This is a genomic window from uncultured Lacinutrix sp., assembly GCF_947500605.1.
Taxonomy (GTDB): domain Bacteria; phylum Bacteroidota; class Bacteroidia; order Flavobacteriales; family Flavobacteriaceae; genus Lacinutrix.
The window spans coordinates 599984-621609 of the sequence record NZ_CANMSJ010000001.1 but is presented as its reverse complement, the minus strand read 5'-3'; the positions used below and the strand labels follow the sequence as shown (position 1 = coordinate 621609).

The 21626-nt window shown below is 31.5% G+C and carries 17 protein-coding genes; 9 read left to right on the top strand and 8 right to left on the bottom strand.

What is annotated here, in order from left to right; genetic code table 11:
- Positions 1–10 precede the first annotated feature (10 nt).
- The 5 genes from Q0935_RS02910 to Q0935_RS02890 all read left to right on the top strand — a co-directional run bounded on the left by Q0935_RS02910 (position 11) and on the right by Q0935_RS02890 (position 9051).
- A complete protein-coding gene (locus tag Q0935_RS02910; RefSeq protein WP_299382197.1) occupies positions 11–3094 on the top strand; it encodes a T9SS type A sorting domain-containing protein in 3084 nt (1027 codons plus the stop codon).
- 179 nt (positions 3095–3273) lie between these two features.
- Positions 3274–5043 (top strand): ABC transporter ATP-binding protein, encoded by a 1770-nt coding sequence (locus tag Q0935_RS02905; protein ID WP_299382194.1) that lies wholly within the window; start codon positions 3274–3276, stop codon positions 5041–5043.
- A 134-nt stretch (positions 5044–5177) separates the two neighbouring features.
- Complete coding sequence (locus Q0935_RS02900) at positions 5178–6626, top strand: alkaline phosphatase PhoX (protein ID WP_299382191.1); 1449 nt, start codon at positions 5178–5180, stop codon at positions 6624–6626.
- A gap of 1 nt (position 6627) precedes the next feature.
- Complete coding sequence (locus Q0935_RS02895; protein ID WP_299382188.1) at positions 6628–8409, top strand: cytochrome c peroxidase; 1782 nt, start codon at positions 6628–6630, stop codon at positions 8407–8409.
- Positions 8410–8427: 18 nt separating this feature from the next.
- Positions 8428–9051, top strand: a complete 624-nt coding sequence (locus tag Q0935_RS02890; RefSeq protein WP_299382186.1) for a MarC family protein — start codon at positions 8428–8430, stop codon at positions 9049–9051.
- A 26-nt stretch (positions 9052–9077) separates the two neighbouring features.
- On the opposite strand, the gene Q0935_RS02885 is transcribed toward Q0935_RS02890, so the two are convergent.
- The 5 genes from Q0935_RS02885 to Q0935_RS02865 all read right to left on the bottom strand — a co-directional run bounded on the left by Q0935_RS02885 (position 9078) and on the right by Q0935_RS02865 (position 14897).
- Positions 9078–10619, bottom strand: a complete 1542-nt coding sequence (locus tag Q0935_RS02885) for an acyl-CoA carboxylase subunit beta (protein ID WP_299382183.1) — start codon at positions 10617–10619, stop codon at positions 9078–9080.
- A gap of 98 nt (positions 10620–10717) precedes the next feature.
- Positions 10718–12157: an acetyl-CoA carboxylase biotin carboxylase subunit gene (gene accC, locus Q0935_RS02880; protein WP_299382181.1), complete on the bottom strand. Its 1440-nt coding sequence runs from the start codon at positions 12155–12157 to the stop codon at positions 10718–10720.
- Between the two features lie 142 nt (positions 12158–12299).
- Complete coding sequence (locus Q0935_RS02875) at positions 12300–12785, bottom strand: acetyl-CoA carboxylase biotin carboxyl carrier protein subunit (protein ID WP_299382178.1); 486 nt, start codon at positions 12783–12785, stop codon at positions 12300–12302.
- A 149-nt stretch (positions 12786–12934) separates the two neighbouring features.
- On the bottom strand, positions 12935–13627 hold the full coding sequence (locus tag Q0935_RS02870) for a PrsW family glutamic-type intramembrane protease (RefSeq protein ID WP_299382176.1): 693 nt from the start codon (positions 13625–13627) through the stop codon (positions 12935–12937).
- Between the two features lie 13 nt (positions 13628–13640).
- Positions 13641–14897 carry a flippase gene (locus Q0935_RS02865; RefSeq protein ID WP_299382173.1) on the bottom strand — a complete coding sequence of 419 codons (1257 nt, stop codon included), beginning with the start codon at positions 14895–14897 and terminating at the stop codon, positions 13641–13643.
- Between the two features lie 86 nt (positions 14898–14983).
- On the opposite strand from Q0935_RS02865, the gene Q0935_RS02860 reads away from it, so the two are divergent.
- Complete coding sequence (locus Q0935_RS02860) at positions 14984–15961, top strand: WYL domain-containing protein (RefSeq protein WP_299382171.1); 978 nt, start codon at positions 14984–14986, stop codon at positions 15959–15961.
- Positions 15962–16207: 246 nt separating this feature from the next.
- On the opposite strand, the gene Q0935_RS02855 is transcribed toward Q0935_RS02860, so the two are convergent.
- Together Q0935_RS02855 and Q0935_RS02850 are read right to left on the bottom strand one after the other, a co-directional pair.
- Entirely contained in the window at positions 16208–16759 is a 552-nt protein-coding gene (locus Q0935_RS02855; RefSeq protein ID WP_299382168.1) for an NUDIX domain-containing protein, read from the bottom strand.
- A gap of 76 nt (positions 16760–16835) precedes the next feature.
- Positions 16836–17924, bottom strand: a complete 1089-nt coding sequence (locus Q0935_RS02850; protein WP_299247114.1) for a M42 family metallopeptidase — start codon at positions 17922–17924, stop codon at positions 16836–16838.
- A gap of 124 nt (positions 17925–18048) precedes the next feature.
- On the opposite strand from Q0935_RS02850, the gene Q0935_RS02845 reads away from it, so the two are divergent.
- A complete protein-coding gene (locus Q0935_RS02845) occupies positions 18049–18726 on the top strand; it encodes a DUF4294 domain-containing protein (protein ID WP_299382165.1) in 678 nt (225 codons plus the stop codon).
- A 14-nt stretch (positions 18727–18740) separates the two neighbouring features.
- Positions 18741–19367: a hemolysin III family protein gene (locus Q0935_RS02840; RefSeq protein WP_299247117.1), complete on the top strand. Its 627-nt coding sequence runs from the start codon at positions 18741–18743 to the stop codon at positions 19365–19367.
- Between the two features lie 161 nt (positions 19368–19528).
- On the opposite strand, the gene Q0935_RS02835 is transcribed toward Q0935_RS02840, so the two are convergent.
- Positions 19529–20743 (bottom strand): AbiH family protein, encoded by a 1215-nt coding sequence (locus Q0935_RS02835; protein WP_299382163.1) that lies wholly within the window; start codon positions 20741–20743, stop codon positions 19529–19531.
- A gap of 395 nt (positions 20744–21138) precedes the next feature.
- Between Q0935_RS02835 and Q0935_RS02830 the strand changes: the two genes are divergently transcribed.
- Positions 21139–21585 carry a peptidylprolyl isomerase gene (locus Q0935_RS02830; protein WP_299382342.1) on the top strand — a complete coding sequence of 149 codons (447 nt, stop codon included), beginning with the start codon at positions 21139–21141 and terminating at the stop codon, positions 21583–21585.
- The last annotated feature ends 41 nt before the right edge of the window (positions 21586–21626 follow it).

The following is a 21626-nucleotide window of genomic DNA, read 5'->3' as shown; positions in this document are numbered from 1 at the left end:
AACTTTATAAATGAAAAAAATTTATTTAATTACTTTATTGTTGTCATCAGCATTCATGTTTTCGCAATCGAAAGATTATAGTAGCATGATAAAGGAAGGAACTTACACAGTTCAAGAAATTCAAGACGCAGCCGAAACCTATTTTGAAGTAAGTGGAAAAGGAAAGGGAACAGGTTACAAACAATATAAACGTTGGGAGTACCAAGCTTTACGCTCTACTAAAGAGAATGGCGTTTTAAAATCTACAAATTATTATTATAATGAGTTAGAAAATTATAATAACTACCGAAATCAAAATGCAGTAAGTTCTAAAACCTCTTCACCAGATCCTGGAAATTGGGAACAATTAGGACCATATTCTTTTAATGCAACTTCAGGATGGAATCCAGGTACAGGTAGAATTACTTCTTTAGCTTTCGAAAACGGAAATGAAAACCACATTATTGTAGGTGCCGAAACTGGAGGTGTTTGGAAAACAACAGATGGAGGTGCTAACTGGTTACCATTAAGTGATAATTATATAAACATGAAAGTGTATTCTTTAGCAATGCACCCAACTAATCCTTCTATTTATTTTTGGGGATCAGATAATGGTACTATTTTTAAATCTATAGATGCAGGTGTTACATGGAATTTAGTAACAAGTAGCATTAATACAGGAGAGGTTAATAAAATATTAATAGATCCAAATACGCCTACAAAAATGTATTGTAGTGTAGAAGGTGCTAGTGGAGGACTCTACAAATCAATTAATTCTGGAGTTTCTTGGTCTCTTATTCATCCAGATGCTAATGAAAGAGGCTATGATTTTGAATTTAAACCTACAGATCCAAGTGTCGTTTATGCCTCTGGGAGATCTGTGTTTAAATCTATAGATGGAGGTGATACATTTACAAAATTAGAAGCTCCAAATGGAGTTCCTAATTTTACTACAGAATATGTCAGTGGTATTTTAAACTGGAAATCTGAAAATAAAGGTTTTGAGCATTTTGGAGTGACAACAATATTACCTAAAACAGGAGATAGATTGGGCTTATTTGCAAAAGTAAATGCTTCTACTTCAGTTTCTGGTGATAAAACTAAAATAATTACACCAAGTTTAAATCTTAGTACAGCAATAAATCCTGTATTGAAATTTTCTTACGCATTACCAGAATATTTTGGAGCTGTAGATGTATTAAAAGTTTACTACAAAACTTCTGAGGCAGGAGCATGGGTTCAATTAGTAGATTATACAGTTGTTCAAAATGCTTGGGTAGATATTACATTAAATTTACCAAATCCAACGGCAGATTATTATGTTGCTTTTGAAGGCGAAATTACAACCTCTGAAACCTACGGAGGAGGAGGTGTTAATTTAGATGATATTTCAGTAGAAGATGCATCATCAGCAGTTTTCTTTAGTGATGGTTTTGAGTCTGCTACACCTAATGTTTTTGGAACTGGTGCAAAAATGCTTGCAATAACAGAGAACGATCCGTCTGTTGTTTACTTATTAGAAGCAAACGGAATTTCCGGTTCATCTTTTAAAGGAATTTATAAATCTACAGACAGTGGAGATCAATTCACTCCTTTAAATCATGCAGGAAAAAATTATTTTGGTTATAGCATATCAGCTACCGATGCTGAGGATACAACAAGTGGACAGGCTCCAAGAGATATGGATATTGCTGTAAGTCATACTAATGCAGATGAGGTCCATATCGCTGGTGTTAATACATGGCGTTCACTTGATGGAGGAGTTACATTTAATCCTTCAACAAATTGGAGCGTTACAGAGGCACAATCAAACAATTTGGGATACTCTCATGCCGATGTAGATTTATTACAATTTGTTGGTAGTACACTTTATACAACTACCGATGGTGGTATCTTTAAAGCGACTAACAGTGCAGGACCTATGAGTACTAGTTACTTTACAGATATATCTACAGGACTTGGAATTAGACAATTTTACGCATTTGGTATAAGTCAAACAAGTTCTGTTGTAATTACTGGAGGAGCACAAGATAATGGTAGTGTTACACGAACTTCTGGTGGAGTATGGCAAGACTGGTTAGGTGGAGATGGTATGGAAGGTTTTGTTGATAAAACGAATAGCCAAATTATTTATGGTACTACGCAAAATGGAACTTTAAGTAAATCGTTAGATGGAGGAATAACAAGACAGGCTATAAACTCTCCAGATGGTAAATCTGGGAATTGGGTAACTCCTTTTGAGCAAGATCCAGTAGCTGTAGATGTTATATACGGTGGTTACAACCAAGTTTATAAATCAACTAACCAAGGAGATACATGGACACCTATTTCACAAGTTTTCGATTCTAATTTAAATCAGTTAAAAGTAGCAAAATCATTACCAACTACTATGTATACTGCATATCTTAATAAAATTTATAAAACAACAACAGGTTCTGGAACATGGACAGAATTAGTTGCTTATACTGGTGGTTATGTAAATTCTCTTTCTATTCATCCATCAGATCCTAATAAGGTTGCTGTAGCTTCTGCAGACAGTGGTAAAGTATTTATAACTACAGATGGTGGAACAACTTGGACATTATCTGCATACGACCTTCCTAATTTTAGTGCATTAGCAGTCGTTTGGGATAACAATGCAAATGATGGATTATATGTAGGTATGGATTATGGTGTATATTATTTAGATAATACTACTAATAATAGTTGGCAACCTTTTGTTAATAATTTACCTAATGTAAAAGTTGCAGAATTAGAAGTTAATTATGCTGATAATAAATTATATGTAGCAACTTATGGTCGTGGTGTCTGGAGAACGCCTCGCTACGATATTAATACACTTAGTTCTGGAGATTCAGTATTAGCAGATGCATTAGAACAAAACATTACAATGTATCCTAATCCTGCTAGCGAAAGCTTTAATATTGTTTCAACTAAAAATGAAACTGCAACTATTAGAGTATTTAATGCTTTAGGTAAACTAATGCATTATTCAAAAGATATTAATTTAACTAATAAATTTAAAGTTGATATCTCTCAATACGCATCAGGTTTGTATTTTGTTAGAATTAATAATGAAAATGGCGTTGTAACTAAAAAGTTAATGGTTAGGTAATTAACATAGTTAATGCTAAATATAAAGTCCTCAAGAGTATAATTTCTTGAGGACTTTTTTTGTTTATTCATTAAAAAAGGATCACTATTCACAACTTACTCTCTATTAACAAAATATTAATTTATTAGTAGAAGTTTATTGCTTTTTTCAAACGTATCTTTGCGCAATAATTCCTTGATATGCGACATTTAAAAACTGAAAATTCTAAAAATACAGCTAAGCCAAAAGTAACCTTAAAACAAGCGTTTAAAACCATTATTTGGCCAAGACGTAAACTGGTATTTATTGGTTTAGTATTAATAATAATTAAAAGTATTTCTGGTTTAATTCTGCCTTGGCAAAGTAAAGTATTACTTGATGATGTGGTACCAAGTGGAGATTCAAACAAATTATGGACGCTTATTCTTATTGTAATTGCTGCAATAACTGTGCAAGCAATTACCTCTTATTTACTTACAAAAATATTGAGTGTACAAGCGCAATATCTAATTTCAGAGTTACGTGCTCAAGTACAAAAGAAAGTATTATCGTTGCCTATTAGCTTTTTCGATAATACAAAATCTGGTGCTTTAGTTTCTAGAATAATGACAGATGTTGAAGGTGTAAGAAACCTTATTGGTACAGGTTTAGTACAATTGGTTGGTGGTACATTTACAGCAGTTGTATCTCTAGTAATACTAATTAATTTAAATCCATGGATGACACTTTTTGTATTCGTCCCTTTATCCATTTTTGGAATAATTGCACTAAAAGCCTTTAAATACATAAGACCAATTTTTAGAAGCAGAGGAAAAATTAATGCTGAGGTTACAGGTCGTCTTACCGAAACGTTGGCAGGTGTAAGAGTCATTAAGGCTTTTAATGCCGAAGAACAAGAGAATGTAGCTTTCGAAAAAGGTGTAGATAAATTGTATCAAAATGTAAAAAAGAGTTTAACGGCTACGGCTTTAATGACGAGTTCTTCAACATTTTTAATAGGTGTTGCTACTACCGGAATTATGGGAATTGGTGGCTATTATATGATTCAAGGTGAAATGACCACAGGAGATTTTCTTTTCTTCACCTTAGTATTAGGTTTTATGATTGCTCCAATTATTCAAATGAGTAATATTGGAAGTCAATTAACCGAAGCGTTAGCAGGTTTAGATAGAACAGAGGAGCTTATGAATATGGCTGCCGAAGATGATGACGAAAACCGTACCGTAGAACTAGAAAACGTTAAAGGTGATATTGCATTTAATAATGTCAATTTTTCTTATGAAGAAGGAAAACCGGTATTGCATAATATAGATTTTAATGCACCATCTGGTTCTGTAATTGCTTTGGTAGGAAGTAGCGGATCGGGTAAATCGACAATAGCAGGTTTATCTGCAACATTTTTAAACCCAGAATCAGGACAGATAACTATAGATGGTAAAGATTTATCTAAAGTTAAACTGAATAGCTTTAGAAAGCATTTAGGAGTAGTTTTACAAGACGAATTCCTATTCGAAGGTACAATACGCGAAAACATTATGTTTCCAAGACCAAATGCAACAGAAGCACAATTACAAGCAGCCGTTAAAGCAGCGTATGTAAATGAGTTTACAGATAGATTTGATGAAGGCTTAGAGACTTTAATAGGAGAAAGAGGAGTGAAGCTATCTGGAGGACAAAGACAACGTATTGCCATTGCAAGAGCGATTTTAGCAGATCCTAAAGTTATTATTTTAGATGAAGCAACCTCGAATTTAGATACAGAGAGTGAAGCACTAATTCAGAAAAGTTTATCTCAGTTAACAAAAAACAGAACTACAATTGTTATTGCTCACAGATTGAGTACTATTCGTAAAGCAGATCAAATTTTGGTTATCGAAGCAGGTAAAATTGCAGAACGTGGTAATCATGACAATCTTATTGCCGCTAAAGGTCGATATTACGATTTATACACTTATCAGGCTAAGATTTAGTAACTATTAATTGATGTTAAATTTACAATTTACACTCGCTTAAACTAAGCTTAATGTTTAGATGTTTTTAATTATACATTGTATTAATGTCGTTTGTTTTGTTTTGTAGCAAATAACAAACCATAAAAAATACAATGAAAAACTATTTTAAATTATCCTTAGGATTTTTATCACTTTTGGCTTTAGCATCTTGTAAAGAAGATGATAATAGTGTTGATGTAGAAAACGTAAACTTAGTAGAGTTAAAGGCAAGGTCTATAACGCCATCGTTTTTAAATCTCTCTTCAGAGTTTAGTAATGTTAATATTTATCCTCTATTAACTTCAGAAGATCAATTAGAGCAATCACCAGATTTTGTTTACGGTTCTATGGCAGATGGAGCTGGTTTATTAAAAAATGACGATGGTACATTTACATTAATAAATAATATAGAAGCAGATTATGCAATTGCACGTATAGAATTAGATGAAACCTTTAAACCGGTAAAAGGTGAGTATATTTTAAATGCTAATGCAACAGCATCTACAGCACAATGTTCAGGTTCTTTAGTAACACCTCAAGAGCATGGTTTCGGACCATTGTATTTATCAGGTGGAGAATGGGGAGGAGCAAGTAAAGGTGTTTTTGCAACAGATCCTTTTAAAAGTTCGGGTAATTCATCATTTGCACAAATGCTTCCAACATTAGGTCAATGGTCAACAGAAAATGCTGTTGTAATTGGTAAAGAAGCATATGCAGATAAAACGGTAGTATTTATTGGAGATGATCATGCTGATAACGAAGTCCCTTCAGGTCAATTAGGAATGTATGTTGGTAATCGTGGTGACTTATTTGGAGGTCAATTATATGCTTTACGTGTTACAGATGATACTGTAGATTTTGAAGTTGATATGGAAGAAGGCCAATCTTATAATATTGATTTTGTTCCATTAGAGGAAACAGAGATTAGTATGTTAGATACAGAAGCTAAAACGAAAGGCGCAATGGGCTTCTCTAGATTAGAAGATATTGATTGGAGAAGAGGTTCTGCTGCAAATAACAGAGAAATCTATTTTTGTGTTACAGGAAGAAAAAAGCCAGGATTAGTAGGAAAAGGAACTAGCTATGGACGTGTTTATAAAGTAACTTTAAATGAAAACGATCCATCTTCAGTAGGAACAATTACTTGTGTACTTGATGGAGATTTAGAAAACGGAAAAGCTAAAATGTTTCATAGTCCAGATAATATTTTAGTAACAGAAAACTACGTATACATTCAAGAAGATCCTAATGGTTATTTTGATACTGTAGATAAGCAGCATTATGCTCAACTTTATCAATACAATTTAAATACTGGAGTTTTAAAAACGGTTTTAGAATGTGGACAAGATAATGCAGCAGCTCAAGGTTATGGTACAAGCAATAGTATTTGGGAGCTAACAGGAATGATAGATATATCTGAAACTGTTGGAGTTGATGAAACATTCCTTTTAATTACACAAAACCATGGATGGAATAATAATTTCACAGATCCAAATGCAAATGCTACACCTGCTACAGGAGAAGGAAGCATGCTTTTTACTATAAATGGATTAGAAAGATAGTATGTTCTTTTTTAATAATAAACTTAACAAAACACGCACATTTTGTGCGTGTTTGTTTTTATTCTTGTTTCTAGGTTGTAAACAAGAAAAGGAAACCTTAGAAGTAGACTCGCTTTCGATATTAGAAACTCATTATAAAACAAAACTAGAACAATGTATTAGTCAGTTAGAAACCATAGAAGCTGCTACAAGTAAAGAGGAAGCTATTGCTAACTATAAAGAAGCAAGAGCAACTTTTAAAACATTAGAACCAATTCTAGCATTTATAGATAAAGACAATTATAAGTTTTTAAATGCACCAAATATTCTTAAAATTGAAGAGGAAGACGCTACAGATATTAAAATAAGACAACCTAAAGGATTTCAAGTTTTAGAGGAATCTTTATTCGATGATACTATTGCTTTAAATGAGATTAAAAAAAATGTAAAGACTACTAAAAATCGTTTAGGGTTAATACATAAGAATACGAAGCTAAATATAAAGAAGCATCACGTAATATGGCTTATTAGAGATCAAATTGCGCGTGTAGCCTTAACAGGTATTACAGGTTTCGATTCTCCTGTTTTAGAACAATCTCTAGCAGAAGCACAATTATCTTACAAGACTATTAATACTATTTTAGAAATTAGTAAAGATTATTTTATTAATAAAAATCTTTTAAAAGTATGGCAAGATGAAATAACTAAAACCATTATAGACTTAAATGAAGAGTTTGTTGTTTTTGATCGCTATAGTTTTATCAAAAACCATACGCATAAGCAATTAGAGCTCCTAGTTAAAACGCAACAGGATTGGCAAGTAATATTTCCTTTTGAACTTGCTTTTTCTAATAATATGACTTCTTTGTTTTCTAAAGAAACGTTTAATGTAAATTATTTTAGCGACAGTAATAAACCTGTAAAAAACGTACAAGAAAAAATAGCATTGGGTAAACAACTGTTTAACGATGAAAATTTATCAGCGACTAAAGATATGAGTTGTGCTTCTTGTCATCATAAAGACAAGGCGTTTACTGATGGAATGGTCGTTTTTCCTAAGCAAAAGCGTAATACACCAACATTAAATTATTCATCTCTACAACAAAGTTTCTTTTACGATGGAAGAGCTGGAAGTTTAGAAGGACAAATTATAAGTGTGGTTGATAATGAAAATGAATTTCATACTAATTTAGAAAATGTTACTGAAGCAGTTTCCAAGAATCCAGAATATGTAAAGACCTTTAATACACTCTACAAAAAAACTACAGATAGAGAAATAAGGCATGCAATAGCTACATACATTAGAAGCTTAAACACCTTTAATTCTAAATTTGATAGGAATATTAATAATCAAGAAAACACTCTTGCAGAAAGTGAAATTAATGGTTTTAATATTTTTAGCGGCAAAGGAAAATGTGCGACTTGTCATTTTGCTCCAGTTTTTAATGGTACAGTACCTCCAGCATTTAATGAAAGTGAAATGGAATTATTAGGTGTGCCAAATTCAACAGATTTAGATTCTAAAGTAAGTAAAGACCTTGGGCGCTATCATGTTTTCAATACAAACGAGCGTAAATTATTTTTTAAAACACCAACTATTAGAAATATTGAGAAAACTGCACCTTATATGCATAATGGCGTTTATACCTCTTTAGAAGAAGTGGTTACATTCTATAATAATGGAGGTGGAGCAGGCTTAGGATTTGATTTAGAATACCAAACATTACCAACAGATAGTTTAAACCTTTCAAAAAATGAAATCAAAGATTTGGTTAATTTCATGAATAGCTTAACCGATAATTAAATACAATATATAACAACAATGGAGTTATTTTTAGTCGCCTTTGGCGCATTATTTTCAATCATGAATCCTTTAGGAACAGTGCCTGTTTTTGTAGGATTAACAATGGATCACACACAAAAAGAACGTGCAATTACTGCATTTTGGACTGCAATAGATGTACTTGTTATTTTATTATTATCCTTTTTTGCAGGTAAGTATATTTTGGCTTTTTTCGGTATTAGTTTAAATGCCTTAAAAATAGCAGGAGGATTAATAATTGCTTCTTCAGGTTTTGCTTTATTAACAGGTAAATTTGGAGAACATAAAGGTATGAAACGTCAAAAAGTACAAGACGATATTCATAGTAGAGAAGCTATAAGTTTAACACCTTTAGCTATACCAATGCTTGCAGGTCCTGGAACTATTTCTTTGTTAATTACTTATAATCAAGAATTTCAGAAAGCATATGAAATCGGAATTATAGTTGGAGCAGTTATACTCGCAACATTGACTATTTACTTAGTACTTAAAAGTGCACATATAATCGTGAAGTTTTTAGGAGCTTCTGGTATAAATGCACTTTCAAGAATAATAGGTTTTATAGTTATTGCAATAGGCGTAGAGTATATTATATCTTCGGTTACAGCAATATTTGGCTTGTAAGCCTTAACTAAAACATTAAATATATTTTATAACGGAATATTACCATGTTTACGTTTAGGTCTTTCTACCTCTTTATTTTCAAGCATTGCAAACGCTTTTATTAGTTTTCGTCTGGTATCTTTTGGTAAGATAACTTCATCTATAAAACCACGTTCTGCAGCACTATAAGGGTTTGCAAAAAGCTCAGCATATTCTGCTTCTTTTTCTTTCCATTTTACTTCTTTATCCTCAGCTGCATTAATTTCTTTTTTAAAGATAATTTCTGCAGCACCTTTTGCTCCCATAACAGCAATTTCGGCACTAGGCCAAGCAAAGTTCATATCACTACCAATATGTTTAGAGTTCATTACATCGTAAGCACCTCCATAAGCTTTACGTGTAATTACAGTAATTCTTGGTACTGTAGCTTCACTAAAAGCATATAAAAGCTTTGCACCATGTACAATAATACCATTCCATTCTTGGTCTGTTCCTGGTAAAAATCCAGGGACATCCTCTAAAGTAAGAAGCGGGATATTAAAAGCATCGCAAAAACGAACAAATCGTGCTGCTTTTTTAGAGCTATTTACATCTAAAACACCAGCTAAATACATTGGTTGGTTGGCAACTATACCAATACTTCTTCCGCCTAAGCGTGCAAAACCAACTAGAATATTTTCGGCATAATTTTTATGTATTTCGTAAAAGGAATCTTCATCTATTATACCTGCGATAACCGAATGCATATCGTAAGGTTGATTTGCATTGGCAGGAATAATAGTTGATAAACTTTCTCGTACTTCATCCTTTAATTCAAAAGGAAGTAGGGCAGGTGTTTCGGTATTATTTTGTGGTAAATAACTTAATAGTTTTTTTACATCTTCTAGGCATTCTATATCGTTTGAAGATGTTTTGTGAGCCACTCCAGATTTTGTAGAATGTGTACTTGCTCCACCAAGTTCTTCACTTGTAACTTCTTCGTTAGTTACTGTTTTTACAACGTTTGGTCCAGTTACAAACATGTAACTTGTATCTTCTACCATAATGGTAAAGTCCGTCATTGCAGGTGAGTAAACCGCTCCTCCAGCACAAGGACCCATTATTGCAGATATTTGTGGTATTACACCAGAAGATTGTACATTTTTATAGAAAATATCGGCATAACCGCCAAGCGAGCGCACACCTTCTTGAATACGTGCACCACCAGAATCGTTTAAACCAATTATAGGCGCTCCAACTTTAAGAGCCAAATCCATAACCTTGCAAATTTTCTCAGCATGTGTTTCGGAAAGTGAGCCACCAAAAACGGTGAAATCTTGAGCAAAAACGTAAATAAGCCTTCCGTTTACGGTACCATAACCAGTAACAACACCATCGCCATAAAACTGTTGCTTATCCATACCAAAGTCTTTGGTTCTATGGGTTACCAAAGCTCCAATTTCTTCAAAAGAACCTTCGTCTAGCAAATACATAACGCGTTCTCTAGCAGTTAGTTTTTTCTTTTCGTGTTGTTTATCTATTCGTGCTTGTCCTCCACCTAAATAGGCTTGAGCAAGTTTTTCGTTAAGATTTTTTATTTTAGATTCCATATTATTTTCAATTTTGTCATTCTGCGGTATTTTGCAGAATCTATATTATGTTATTGTGGATTCCGTATCAAGTACAGAAAGACAACTTATATTTTAAATTAATTAGGTACTCGTAATAACTTCTGATCTTCGATATATTGTTTTACAGCAATAAGTGCAGCAATTTTAGCTTCCTCATCCTGCTTACTTTTTAAAGATTCAGGCGAGTAATATTTTTTCACAAAGTGTGTATCAAAGTTTCCAGAACGGAAAGCATCATGTTCGCAAACAAAACTACCAAAAGGCAAAGTTGTTTGGATACCTTCTACTTGATAGTCTTGTATTGCTTTAATCATAAGCTCAATGGCTTCCTCTCTAGTTTTTCCGTAGGTAATTAATTTTGCCAACATTGGATCGTAATAAATAGGAATATCCATGCCTTGTTCGAAACCATTATCTACTCTAATATTATCGCCAACTGGTAATTTATAAATTTCTAGGTTTCCTACACTTGGTAAAAAATCGTTTAGAGGATCTTCGGCATAAACACGTAATTCTAGTGCATGACCTTTAATTTTTAAATCTTCTTGTTTTATAGGAAGTGTTTCGCCTCTTGCAACACGAATTTGCAACTCTACTAAATCTGTTCCTGTAATTAATTCGGTTACAGGATGCTCAACTTGCAAGCGTGTATTCATTTCAAGGAAGTAGAAATTTTTATCATTATCTAATAAAAACTCAACAGTTCCGGCACCAAGATAATCACAAGATTTAGCTACTTTTATGGCAGCTTCTCCCATTTGTTCTCTTAATTCTGGTGTTAGTACTGCAGAAGGAGCTTCTTCTACAACCTTTTGGTGACGACGTTGTACACTGCATTCGCGTTCAAATAAATGAACAACATTGCCGTGGGCATCTGCCATAACCTGTATTTCTATATGTCTTGGAGAGGTAACGTATTTTTCTATAAAAACCGAACCATCACCAAAAGCATTTACAGCTTCACTAATTGCTCTGTCCATTTGCGAGGTGAAATCTGCTTCTTTTTCTACAACACGCATGCCTTTTCCGCCACCTCCAGCAGAGGCTTTAATTAAAATAGGAAAACCAATTTGTGTTGCTAGTTTTTTAGCTTCAGGTATGTCTGTAATCGCCTCGTCTGTTCCAGGAACCATTGGTATATTATAAGCTTTTACAGCTTCTTTTGCCGCTAGCTTAGAACCCATAATTTTAATGGCTTTAGATTTTGGCCCAATAAATATGATGTTGTTTTTTTCGCAAGCTTCAGCAAAATCTGCATTTTCAGATAGAAAACCATAACCAGGATGTATAGCATCTACATGTAAGTTTTTTGCGACCTCAATAATTTTATCTCCTAATAAATAGGATTGATTAGAAGGAGCTTCGCCAATTAAAACAGCTTCGTCTGCAAACTTTACATGTGGTGCATTTCTATCTGCAGTAGAGTAGACTGCAACTGTTTTAATTCCCATTTTTTTTGCAGTTTGCATTACGCGAATTGCAATTTCTCCTCTATTTGCTATTAGTATTTTTTTCATCGATAAATTTATTTATCGTTCCCGTAAAAACGAGAATCTATTTGTTTTTTATTTCCATAAAATGGAAATCTTATTTTTAAGTCATTACAAGTTCTCGATACATTTTGCTTATTTCTTCACAAAATATTAGAACAAGCAGTATCTATTCAAACTCAATTAATAAATCGTTTTTATCTACCGCATCTCCTTTGCTTACAGATATAGATTTAATAATACCATCTCTTGGAGAGGTGAAAACGTTTTCCATTTTCATAGCTTCTAGAATTAAAAGCGGCTCGTCTTCTTTAACTTCTTGTCCAACGGTAACATTAATGTCTAGTATAAGCCCAGGCATTGGTGCTTTAATGTCGTTTATCTGTTTTGTAGCTCCAACCTCGAAGCCCATTTGTGTTATTAATTCGTCTAAATCGTTTTGAATTAAAACAGAATAAGTATTGTTATTGACTTTTACTTTATATGTTTTATTGTTGAAATCACCTTCAATAATTTCGGCTTTAAAAGGAGTGTTATTTTGAAGAATATGAAATTTAGACGAAGAAACTTCTATAGTATCTAAAGCTGAAACATCATTATTGGTAATATCAATTTCTGTAGTAGTATTGACTTTTACTTTATAGGATTTGTTCATTTTTATTCAATTTAAATGCAAGTAAATATATGTATAATATAGAAATCCATAATACAGATTAATATATTTTATGAAGATTTGTTAATTAGTAAATGGACTGTATTTTGAAACGTTTAATAATCAAAACATCATTAAACCTTTGAAATTCATTAAGAAATAGGCTCGAAATCGTCTTTAAAAACCGAACTGTTTTGATGGTATTTAATAGCTTTTCTAGATAGAAAGATTCCAATAGCGAGAGATACAAAAGCACCAACCCAAATACCTGGAACAAAGTCTATAAATAAGAAAAAGTCGTAAGTGCCATGAAACAAAGCAGCAAAATACAAACCTAATAAGTTTAAGTATAATTTGTTGGGTGCAAACTTTGCTTTACCCATAAAGTAGCCCATTATAATCCCGAAAGTAGCGTGCGCTGGCACTGCAGTAAATGCTCTTGCTAAAGCTGTTGCTGGTCCGCTTTGCATAACATACATTATGTTTTCTGTCGCAGCAAAACCCATAGAAACCATTACGGCATATACAATACCATCGAAAGGTTCGTTAAATTCTTTACGACGTTGCGCAAAAAGTAATACAATTAAAAATTTACTTAATTCTTCAGAAAAACCAACTACAAAATAAGCTTGTTTAAATTGCTCCCAAATACTTAGTTCATTTTTTAAAGGCACTAGTATATTAAACGCATAGTAGAGTAGTGTGGTTATAATAATACTAACAACGGCACCCAATAAAAACGATATAAATAATAAGCGTATTGGTTCTTTCTCGTATTTATCCTTTAGATAAATGTAAAATATAATAATAACAATTGGCGCTAGTGCCATTAAGAGTAGTTGCATAATTCAAAAGTAATTAAAAAAGAGATACTAATTCTTTTCTGCTTTCTCGGTCTAAAAAGATATAAGCAATATTAGTAATAAAATGACTTACTAATACGGCAATTGCAGCACCTGAAACTTGCCAAATAGGAATTAATAAATAGCACAAAACAACATTAAACGTACAGCCAATTATAAACCGATAGACATTTTTTTGTAGTTGGTTTGTGTTAATCAAATGCTTCTCGTATAGCATTCCTATAAATATAATAAGTGGTGCCCAGCAAAATATTAATAGAGGACTTTTTGCTTCTGCATAGCTTTCAGTAAAATAAGTATTTAATATAGCGTTGCCAAATAGCGTATAAAGTATGCCAATTAATAGACCTAATACGCACATGATTTTAAAGAGTTTTTTTATTTTTTTAGCATAAAGGATACTATCATCTTTATAAGATTCTGCTAAAGAGGGATACAATGCGTTAATTATTGAAAAGCCAATATTCCAACTTAAAGCAATCACTAAAAATTGAACAGTAGCAAAAATTCCGTTGGCGTGATCTCCTAAAAAATGCTTTAAAAATAACTCGTCGATAGAGATGTAAAACATAATTAAACCGCTAGAAACTATAAGCGGAAAAGACATTTTTAATAGAGACTTACCCAAAGTCCAAGAAAAGCGCCATTGCTTGAATAAAAACTGCTTTTTATATTTTAATATGAAGTAATAAATAGCGCCTTGAATTAAAAAATCTAAAGCAATAAGCTTCGCAAAATAATTAACATCCAAATTATTTTTAACACCATAATATTGCAAAGACACTATAATAATAAGGCTAGATATTTTACTTATAAATATAATTTTTGTCCATTTTTTAGCAAGTAAATAATACTCGAAAACATCTGTAAGTTTAAAGAAGTAACTACAAGTAATTATAATATATAAGCTCGTTAATGGGCTACTTTCTATAACATAAAAGTAGATTGTAATTCCAATAAATATAGCAATCCAACTTGCAAGTCTTAAATAGAATGCAGTGGCTAGAATTTGTTCGCTTCGTTTTGGATTAAATATAATTTCTCTAATACAAATAGCAGTGAGACCTAAAAAAAATAAAGGCGCAAATAATCCTAAAACAGACTCTACAAACTTAAGTTTACCAATATCGACAGTGCCTAAAGTACTAAAAATTTGAGGAACAATAAACACACCGGTAGCAAACTGAATCAGTTTTTCTAGCGTAAACCATTTGGTAGCGATAAAGTCTTTTTTACTAAAAACCGATGTCATAAATTGTATTTATTGTCCAAATATATAAAACCGTTCCGTTAGCTGTTTCAAAGATTAGTATTACTTTCGTTTTTCATTTTTTTAATATGACACCAGAGTTTCTTCGACGCTATTATATATCACGAGTTATTTCAAATCCTAAAGTTTATGGGATTGAAAAAAATGGTTATGTGCCGTTAGAAGATTTACAAAATGCGTTAAACCGCTTGCGTATAGATAATATTGATGATCCGTTATACGATAAGTTAAATCAGTTTTCTCAAAAGACGATTAAGCGTGATTTAGAAAAAATAAAGTCTTATTACCAAACCATAATATTACACAAACGTAATTATGGTTATTATTTAGAAGGTAACGAATTAAGCGATGCATTAAAGGAGATATATGAAAAAACAGAACTTTATCTCTTACATCATCATGCGCATTCTTGGAAAGCACACGTTACTACTACACGAAGCTCTTTAAGTTCTTATATAGACTTGGTACCTTTAATACAAGCTATAGAATTGCAATTTTTAATAGAAATCTCTTATCATGGTTGGTATGATGATAATGGTTTTGAAACCATTACAGGTTTCTTTCAACCGTTGCACATTAAAGAGATTAATAAAGCTTGGTATTTAATAGCACATAACGATAAATACGGTATTTATGCGTTTTGTTTAGATGATAGAATCAAGTCTTTAAATATAACTAAACATGCTGTTAAGCAACCTATAACCTTTAATCCTGAAAACTATTTTAAGGATGTTATTGGTATTTTAAAAACGGATAGTAAGGCAGAATGGATACATATTCAAGTTGCTAATCATCATTTTAAGTATTTAGAGAGTAATCCATTGCATCATTCTCAACAAATTATTTCTCGTCCTAAAGCTGCCGAAACAGAATCTTTAGATTATAAGAATGCTAATATTTGGGGCGAAATAAAAATTTATATCGAGCCCAATTATGAGTTTTTAATGGAGATTTTAAAGTATAACCTTTGGGTTAAGGTTGTTGGTCCGGCTCATGTTAAGGCTTATGTAAAGGAACATTTAGCGTTTATTTTGGGTTATTATTAATTTTTTTTTAAACATATCACCAAACAGACATATTCTGTCCATTTGAATTATATGTTTGTAATATGAATAATAAGAGGAGGTATTTAACCAATATCGACTGTTTTATTTCTCGATACTCGCGTAGTAAATAACATAAGATGATAAAGCTATTAATCAACAAGGGCTTATGCTTTTATCGTGAGTAGATTAAAAAAAAACTCAACTTTATTTAAAGTTGAGTTTTTTATTTTTTTTGGTAAGTGTTAACTATGTTACTCTTTCTAAAATAGCATCGGAAACCTTTTTGTAATAGTCGTAGTTACTTGCTACAAAATGACCGTTAATTTCGCTGTTTTCTAGGAGTTCAAAAAAATCGAACATTCTAACTAGCTTTAAAGCCTCAACCTCTTCCTTTTGTAGTTTTAAGCATGAAACAGGTAGTAATAATTCAGCTATATAAGTATGATGAAATTCATTATCCTTAATACCATTTGGATAAGTTTGGAAACACTCGAAAACACCAATTTTTTCTAAATCTGATGCTTTTATTTTTAACCCAATTTCCTCTTTAATTTCTCTTAGAGCACCAACTTCAATAGTCTCTCCAGCATCAATATGTCCAGCGACAGATACATCCCAAAGTAACGGGAAGATTACTTTTGAAGCCGCACGTTGTGCTAATAGTATTTCGCCTTCTCTGGTGTAAAACCAAATGTGTGCAGTATTATGGTAATGTCCTTTACTATGGATCTCACTTTTTAAAGCAGATTCACCTGTTGGTTTACCATCTTTGCTAACAATGTCTATTAACTCGTCCATACTTTATAAGATTAAAAAAAGCCTCTAAAAGAGGCTTAATTATTATTCTGTTATTTGCCAAATCTAGCTTAGCTAGTTATTTAAAATAAGAAAATGTTTCACCATCTTCAATTTTAAGTAATGTTTCGTAAATTAATTTAATTACGTTTTCTACATCATCTCTATGTACAGTTTCTACTGTTGTATGCATGTAACGTAAAGGTAAAGAGATTAATGCCGAAGCAACACCACCATTACTATAAGCAAAAGCATCTGTATCTGTTCCTGTTGCTCTAGACAACGCAGCACGTTGAAAAGGTATTTTGTTAGCGTCTGCAGTATCTGTAATTAAATCACGTAGTTTTTGCTGTACAGCAGGTGCGTAAGCAATTACTGGACCGTTACCAATTTCTACTTCTCCTTGAACTTTCATATCAATCATTGGAGTAGTAGTATCGTGTGTTACATCTGTAACAATAGCCACGTTAGGCTTAATAGTTTCGGTAATCATTTGTGCACCACGTAATCCTATTTCTTCCTGTACAGAGTTTGTAATGTAAAGACCAAAAGGCAATGTTTTCTTGTTTTCTTTAAGTAAACGTGCCACTTCAGCAATCATAAAACCACCCATTCTGTTATCTAAAGCACGACAAACAAAATTGTTTTCATTTAAAATATGAAACTCATCTGGATACGTAATTACACAACCTACATGTACACCTAATGCTTCAACTTCTTCCTTAGTTTTACAACCACAATCTATAAAAATATTGTTTGGTTTTGGAGCCTCTTCTTTAGCTTTACTTCTTGTATGTATTGCTGGCCATCCAAAAACACCTTTTACAATACCGTTTTTAGTATGGATATTTACAATTTTACTAGGTGCTATTTGGTGATCACTACCACCATTTCTTACCACATAAATAAGTCCTTTTTCACTAATATAGTTAACATACCAAGAGATTTCATCTGCATGACCTTCGATAACTACTTTATATTTTGCTTTTGGATTAATTACACCAACTGCTGTTCCATAAGTATCTGTAAAAAACTCATCGACATACGGAGTTAAGTAATCCATCCATATTTTTTGCCCATCCCACTCATAACCAGTAGGTGCAGCATTGTTTAAATATTTTTCTAAAAAGTCCATAGACTTTTTGTTAAGTATGCTCTTTTTTGCCATTGTTTTAATTTTTTACTAAAATAACAATAATCGCTGCTATTTAATAGTTAAGAATAGTATAATTATTAATTTTGCTATAATACCGCTAACTTTTTTTTGGAACGGTTTTAGCTTAAACTTTAATATGAAGTATATTTTACCACTTTTATTAGTGTTTCCGATGTTAATTCTCGGACAAACTCTAGAAATAGAACAAGATTCAACGCAAGTTGAATTCATGATTGTTGAAGGCGATTCGATACCTCGTGAAGCTATAAATCTTGAAGAAGTTTTACTATTACATAAACTTAAATTTAATAGTCAAGATAATAGAAGACGTTATTATATTTTAAAACGAAAAACGCTAAAAGTGTATCCTTATGCTAAAATGGCAGCCGAAAGACTAGATTCGTTAACCAAGCAATTAGAAACTTTAGATTCTAAAAGAAAGCAGAGACGTTATGCTAAGAAGGTTCAAAAATATATTGAAAATGAATTTTCTGCCGAATTAAAAAAAATGACCAGAACCGAAGGTCAAATTCTTATAAAGCTTATTCATAGGCAAACAGGAGAAACTGCTTTTTCTTTAATAAAAGAGTTGCGTAACGGTTGGAGAGCTTTTTGGTTTAATAATACAGCTTATTTTTTCGATATTTCTCTAAAAAGAGAGTTCGATCCAGAAAATGTAAAAGAAGATTATTTAATAGAAGATATACTGCAACGTAACTTTCAAAACGGTGTTTTAGAAGAACAGAAATCAGCTTTAGACATAGATTTTTTCAAGCTTACTAGCAAGTGGTTAAACGATAAGAAAGAACTATAAAAACGAAACATTAAATGCGCATACAAACTCAACGCGAAGAATTCTGGAATACTATTACACATGGAGTAGGAGCTATTTTAGGAATTATAGCCTTAGTGTTATTTGTACTTAAAGATACAGATAAAACAAGCTATAGCTTATTTAGTGTTATTGTTTATGGTATCTCTATAATTGTTCTTTTTTCGGCATCTACAATTTATCATTATGTTAAAGATGAAAAGTATAAACATACTTTTAGAATTGTAGATCACATAAGTATTTACCTGCTTATTGCAGGAACCTATACACCGGTTTTATTAATAAACTTAGAGCAAAGTTTAGGATGGACATTGTTTGCTGTTGTTTGGGGAATTGCCGCCTTTGGTGTGGTTTTAAAAATATTCTTTACCGGCAGATTTAATGTGTTTTCTACACTCTTGTACCTTGTAATGGGTTGGCTAATTGTTTTCGATTTCTCGGAATTAAAAAACACAATGCCACCAGAAGGTATTACATTATTAATGCTTGGTGGTGCATCTTATACTATTGGAATTATTTTTTATACACTTGAAAAGAAATTGTTTTATCACGTTATCTGGCACTTGTTTGTGCTTGCAGGCGCTATTTTTCACTTTTTAATGGTGTACTTTTATGTGGTTTAGAGGTTTGATATTTTAGTTTTTTTTAACGTTGTTGTGTATGGTTAGTTTCGTGGTTAAACAACTAATTTAGTAAATAAATCACAGATAGAATATTCCGCAGGAATGTTCGTAAGTCATAACTAATCAAGTAGTTAATTTATATGCGTCTTAAGTTAGCATTTTTAACGTATACCAAATGAATCTAACATTGGGCTAATGTCTTGATCTAAATATTGCTTTAATTTTGGTGAATCTATAGGGATAAAAATAAGATTTTCTTCCTCTGTTAAAAGTTGTATATTTTTAGTTCCTCTAATGTTCAATAGATTCAATATTAGTTTAGACTTAGCTTTTTTATTATGATAAACAATAATAATTTTTTTTAATTTACCTTTTGAATCTGTTATATAATCAAATATACTATTTATATAATTTTTATCAGATTCATCTAAAGAATGTCCAATGAAAAAAAACATATCTCTATCATTTGAATAATTTTCCTTCAGGCATTTAATAAAAGTATATTCTGAATTATTATTTAGTTTTTGAAAATATTTAGTAAATGGAATAAAATATTTTTTGTAATGTTCATTCTTCATTGGAATATCATTAATCCCGAGAACAATTTTATCTTCGGATGAACCAGCTTTCCCGTGTAAATATTTTGTAATATTAGAATTATAAAATCTCTCAAAAGTAGGAGTGTAATTGAATGTGTAATGTTCGTCAATATTACGATATAAATTTGGCTCAGTATTTTTGTAATTATTGTAAAAAGGAAAAACGAATATTTCAAAATACGAATTAAAAATTTTCTTAAAATGATTTAGCTGAGTATGAAGATGTTTTGAAATTTTATCCAAATCAACATCTATGAAGTAATCATATTTTTTAATTAAATAATCTGGATTTAATCTTATACTTTGAAGAACTTTTGGATCATACTGTATTACATTAAAAACTTTTAAGACTTCTATTATTTCAAAATTAGAATTGAATAATGTTTTTGGGTAATAAATATTAGTTAGTCTCAAAGACCCTTTACTGAATAGATCATCCTTTAAGTAGTCAACTGATGAGTATATGTTATTCAATACATATTCAATTTTGTTTTCAAAATCTATCCAAGTTTCAATTTTCAATTCATTTTCAAAGAATTTAAACCATTCGTTAATACTTAGATCTTTTTTAAGTTCATTAATCATCTCGTTATTTAATTCAAAAGAATTAAATTTCTCTTTAATTAGAGAATGATTATTAGATAGAGAAAATATTGAATTAAATGTAATTGTATCATTTTTTTGTATATACTCTAATATTTTGATAAAATCAATGTAAGCAGTAGGTAATCCAATATTCAAATCAAATCCATTCCCTGTGATTAAAATTTTCGACATAGTTTTTATAAGATGTTAAACGAAGATAGCTGAAATATTTCTGAAATTAAAGCTTGTCAATCCTTCAAATAGAATTACTTAATACCTCTAAATAATCTAACATTTTTGCAGAGTTGACATACTTTTTAAAACGATTATTAATTTAACTGACATAGTTGCTGATTAAATTATGTATCAATAAATTATTTTAAAACTGATGACAATAGTTACGGTTACCCACTATAAGAGGATTACAAACGTTTTTGTTTGTTTTAAACGGCTGCGTTATCAATTTGTAAATCATCATTTTAGTATTTTGGCGTGATTTTGGCAGAAACCATAACTATAAGTTTAAACTAAAATAGTTTTGTGTAATAATTATGCAAAATGTATTTTTTAAAATTGAAGAATATAGTATGAGTCAAGTAAAAGAGAACAGTACAGTAAAAGTAAATTATACAGGTAAATTATCTGATGGAAAGATTTTTGATACGTCTGAAGGAGAAGCACCAATAGAATTTGTTTTAGGACAAGGAAGATTAATTCCTGGTTTTGAAAAAGGTTTAATTGATATGAAAGTAAGCGAAAAGAAAACCATTACTATTCCTAAAGATGAAGCTTATGGAGAGGTTAATAAAGAATTACTTCATGAAGTAAACAAATCTGAACTTCCTCAAGATATGGCTCCAGAAGTTGGTATGGGATTAGTTTCTAAAGCTCCAGATGGTAGAGAAATGAATTTATTGGTTGTAGAAGTTAAGGAAGAAAGTATTGTAGTAGATGCAAATCATCCTTTAGCTGGTAAAGACCTTATTTTTGATCTTGAAGTTGTAGAGATTCTGGAAACAGAAGTTGCTGAATAAAGCAATTATAATATATAATAAAACAGCCTTTACTTTAATTA

What these genes read in the sequence shown, in the direction of transcription:
- Q0935_RS02910 (WP_299382197.1), top strand. Translation starts at nt 11, where the DNA reads ATGAAAAAAATTTATTTAATTACTTTATTGTTGTCATCAGCATTCATG.
- Q0935_RS02905 (WP_299382194.1), top strand. Translation starts at nt 3,274, where the DNA reads ATGCGACATTTAAAAACTGAAAATTCTAAAAATACAGCTAAGCCAAAA.
- Q0935_RS02900 (WP_299382191.1), top strand. Translation starts at nt 5,178, where the DNA reads ATGAAAAACTATTTTAAATTATCCTTAGGATTTTTATCACTTTTGGCT.
- Q0935_RS02895 (WP_299382188.1), top strand. Translation starts at nt 6,628, where the DNA reads ATGTTCTTTTTTAATAATAAACTTAACAAAACACGCACATTTTGTGCG.
- Q0935_RS02890 (WP_299382186.1), top strand. Translation starts at nt 8,428, where the DNA reads ATGGAGTTATTTTTAGTCGCCTTTGGCGCATTATTTTCAATCATGAAT.
- Q0935_RS02885 (WP_299382183.1), bottom strand. Translation starts at nt 10,619, where the DNA reads ATGGAATCTAAAATAAAAAATCTTAACGAAAAACTTGCTCAAGCCTAT.
- accC (WP_299382181.1), bottom strand. Translation starts at nt 12,157, where the DNA reads ATGAAAAAAATACTAATAGCAAATAGAGGAGAAATTGCAATTCGCGTA.
- Q0935_RS02875 (WP_299382178.1), bottom strand. Translation starts at nt 12,785, where the DNA reads ATGAACAAATCCTATAAAGTAAAAGTCAATACTACTACAGAAATTGAT.
- Q0935_RS02870 (WP_299382176.1), bottom strand. Translation starts at nt 13,627, where the DNA reads ATGCAACTACTCTTAATGGCACTAGCGCCAATTGTTATTATTATATTT.
- Q0935_RS02865 (WP_299382173.1), bottom strand. Translation starts at nt 14,897, where the DNA reads ATGACATCGGTTTTTAGTAAAAAAGACTTTATCGCTACCAAATGGTTT.
- Q0935_RS02860 (WP_299382171.1), top strand. Translation starts at nt 14,984, where the DNA reads ATGACACCAGAGTTTCTTCGACGCTATTATATATCACGAGTTATTTCA.
- Q0935_RS02855 (WP_299382168.1), bottom strand. Translation starts at nt 16,759, where the DNA reads ATGGACGAGTTAATAGACATTGTTAGCAAAGATGGTAAACCAACAGGT.
- Q0935_RS02850 (WP_299247114.1), bottom strand. Translation starts at nt 17,924, where the DNA reads ATGGCAAAAAAGAGCATACTTAACAAAAAGTCTATGGACTTTTTAGAA.
- Q0935_RS02845 (WP_299382165.1), top strand. Translation starts at nt 18,049, where the DNA reads ATGAAGTATATTTTACCACTTTTATTAGTGTTTCCGATGTTAATTCTC.
- Q0935_RS02840 (WP_299247117.1), top strand. Translation starts at nt 18,741, where the DNA reads ATGCGCATACAAACTCAACGCGAAGAATTCTGGAATACTATTACACAT.
- Q0935_RS02835 (WP_299382163.1), bottom strand. Translation starts at nt 20,743, where the DNA reads ATGTCGAAAATTTTAATCACAGGGAATGGATTTGATTTGAATATTGGA.
- Q0935_RS02830 (WP_299382342.1), top strand. Translation starts at nt 21,139, where the DNA reads ATGAGTCAAGTAAAAGAGAACAGTACAGTAAAAGTAAATTATACAGGT.